General features: G+C 54.6%; 1 tRNA gene and 2 rRNA genes (1 of these 3 cut by a window edge). All 3 read right to left on the bottom strand.

The window, feature by feature from the left end:
• Window positions 1–2: 2 nt before the first annotated feature.
• A tRNA-Met gene (locus CK220_RS03930) sits at window positions 3–79 on the bottom strand.
• Window positions 80–292: 213 nt separating this feature from the next.
• A 5S ribosomal RNA gene (gene rrf / locus CK220_RS03925) occupies window positions 293–407 on the bottom strand.
• A gap of 235 nt (window positions 408–642) precedes the next feature.
• A 23S ribosomal RNA gene (locus CK220_RS03920) occupies window positions 643–3296 on the bottom strand (it continues 275 nt past the right edge of the window).

Below are 3296 nucleotides of genomic sequence, written 5' to 3'. Positions count from 1 at the left end.
ATTGGTTGCGGGGACAGGATTTGAACCTGTGACCTTCAGGTTATGAGCCTGACGAGCTACCGGGCTGCTCCACCCCGCGTCACCATAAAGGTAAGTTTGCGCTTACCGTATTCAAGGGACCGCCGAATGAAAGGGCCGCTTGCGCGGCCCGGGATCCCGTTTGGCGGGCCTTATGCATGTCGCCCAAAAGTGCCTGGCGGTTTTGGGACAACGACATGCATCACAACGATCCCAAGGAGAAGATTTGTCTCACATCCGGATTTCGGATGTCAGATGAACGTGCGCTTGGCAGACCTGGCAGCGACCTACTCTCCCGCGTCTTGAGACGAAGTACCATCAGCGCTGGAGCGTTTCACGGCCGAGTTCGGAATGGGATCGGGTGCAGCCGCTCCGCCATAACCACCAGGTCGGCAAAACGCACGTTCAAATCGAGAAGCTGTTCAAGCGCGATCCGAAGGATCGTCGCAGCGCGATCCGAGGATCGTCGCCTTTGTGCCTTTGAGGTTCTTTTGGCCTGGCGCCCTTCGAAGCGAAGCTTCGCAAGGTCGACCGACCGTCGGCGCCGATGCGCCGCACCCACGTAGCGCCGCCCGCAGGGCGGAACAAGCGTGAGTGAGAACAAGATGGATATCAGGAATGAGAACGATCAAGCCGATCGAACTATTAGTACCGGTAAGCTTCAAGCGTTGCCGCTCTTCCACACCCGGCCTATCAACGTGGTCGTCTTCCACGGTTCTCAGGGAATACTCGTTTCAAGGTGGGTTTCCCGCTTAGATGCCTTCAGCGGTTATCCCGTCCGGATATAGCTACCCTGCAATGCGGCTGGCGCCACAACAGGTCCACCAGAGATCCGTCCATCCCGGTCCTCTCGTACTAGGGACAGATCCTTTCAATATTCCTACACCCACGGCAGATAGGGACCGAACTGTCTCACGACGTTCTGAACCCAACTCACGTACCGCTTTAAATGGCGAACAGCCATACCCTTGGGACCTGCTCCAGCCCCAGGATGCGATGAGTCGACATCGAGGTGCCAAACAACCCCGTCGATATGGACTCTTGGGGGTCATCAGCCTGTTATCCCCGGCGTACCTTTTATCCGTTGAGCGATGGCCCTTCCACACGGGACCACCGGATCACTATGACCGACTTTCGTCTCTGCTCGACTTGTCAGTCTCGCAGTCAGGCAGGCTTATGCCATTGCACTCAGCGAACGATTTCCGACCGTTCTGAGCCCACCATCGCGCGCCTCCGTTACTCTTTAGGAGGCGACCGCCCCAGTCAAACTACCCACCATACATTGTCCCGGACCCGGATAACGGGCCGCGGTTAGACATCCATAGTGATAAGGGTGGTATTTCAAGGGTGGCTCCACCTGAGCTGGCGCCCAGGCTTCAAAGCCTACCACCTATCCTACACATGCCACTACGAATGCCAATGTAAAGCTATAGTAAAGGTGCACGGGGTCTTTCCGTCTAACCGCAGGAACCCCGCATCTTCACGGGGAATTCAATTTCACTGAGTCTATGCTGGAGACAGCGGGGAAGTCGTTACGCCATTCGTGCAGGTCGGAACTTACCCGACAAGGAATTTCGCTACCTTAGGACCGTTATAGTTACGGCCGCCGTTTACTGGGGCTTCGATTCAGAGCTTGCACCCCTCCTCTTAACCTTCCAGCACCGGGCAGGCGTCAGACCCTATACGTCGTCTTGCGACTTCGCAGAGCCCTGTGTTTTTGATAAACAGTCGCTACCCCCTGGTCTGTGCCACCCTCCTCTGCTTGCGCAAAAAAGGGTCACGCTTCTTCCGAAGTTACGCGTGCAATTTGCCGAGTTCCTTCAGCATAGTTCTCTCAAGCGCCTTGGTATACTCTACCAGACCACCAGTGTCGGTTTCGGGTACGGTCTATAAGGAGGAGCTATTTCCTGGAACCACTCCGCTGCCCTTTCAATCCGATAAGATTGGACAACTTGTGTGATCCGTCACTACCTCCAGGCTCACGAATATTAACGTGATTCCCATCGACTACGCGTTTCCGCCTCGTCTTAGGGGCCGGCTAACCCTGCTCAGATTAACTTTAAGCAGGAACCCTTGGTCTTTCGGCGGGGGAGTCTCTCACTCCCCTTACGTTACTCATGTCAGCATTCGCACTTCTGATACCTCCACCGCCCCTCACGGGTACGGCTTCACTGGCTTACAGAACGCTCCGCTACCGCTCGTGATTGCTCACGAACCCTAAGCTTCGGTGTATGGCTTTAGCCCCGTTACATTTTCGGCGCAAAGACCCTTATTTAGACCAGTGAGCTGTTACGCTTTCTTTAAATGATGGCTGCTTCTAAGCCAACATCCTGGTTGTTTTGGGATCCTCACATCCTTTCCCACTTAGCCATAACTTGGGGACCTTAGCTGTAGGTCAGGGTTGTTTCCCTTTTCACGACGGACGTTAGCACCCGCCGTGTGTCTGCCGACTAGTACTCCCAGGTATTCGGAGTTTGGTTAGGTTTGGTAATCCGGTGAGGACCCCTAGCCCATCCAGTGCTCTACCCCCTGGGGTATTCGGTCGACGCTCTACCTAAATAGATTTCGCGGAGAACCAGCTATTTCCGAGTTTGATTGGCCTTTCACCCCTAGCCACAAGTCATCCCGAACTATTGCAACAGTTATGGGTTCGGCCCTCCAGTAAGTGTTACCTTACCTTCAGCCTGCTCATGGCTAGATCACTCGGTTTCGGGTCTAATGCGACGAACTGAACGCCCTGTTCAGACTCGCTTTCGCTGCGCCTACACCTATCGGTTTAAGCTTGCTCGTCACACTAAGTCGCTGACCCATTATACAAAAGGTACGTGGTCACCCGCCCATCAAAGCGCTTGCGCTCTTGATGGCAAAATCAAAAGTTCTTCAAATCGTCAAGCGATTTGAAGGACGGGCTCCCACTGTTTGTAGGCAATCGGTTTCAGGTACTCTTTCACTCCCCTTGTCGGGGTGCTTTTCACCTTTCCCTCACGGTACTAGTTCGCTATCGGTCATGCACGAGTACTTAGGCTTGGAAGGTGGTCCTCCCAATTTCAGACAGGATTTCACGTGTCCCGCCTTACTCAAGGACGATTGATCGCATTACGCGTACGGGGCTGTCACCCGCTATGGCCCAACTTTCCAGAAGGTTCCGCTTGTCTCTCAATCGCCGCTGGCCTGGTCCGGGTTCGCTCGCCACTACTTCCGGAGTCTCGGTTGATGTCCTTTCCTACGGGTACTTAGATGTTTCAGTTCCCCGCGTTCGCCACTTTACCCCTATGGAT

Source organism: Mesorhizobium sp. WSM3860 (assembly GCF_002294995.1).
Taxonomy (GTDB): Bacteria; Pseudomonadota; Alphaproteobacteria; order Rhizobiales; family Rhizobiaceae; genus Mesorhizobium.
The sequence above is the reverse complement of the archived record's forward strand: the minus strand, read 5'-3'. Positions and strand labels throughout refer to the sequence as shown.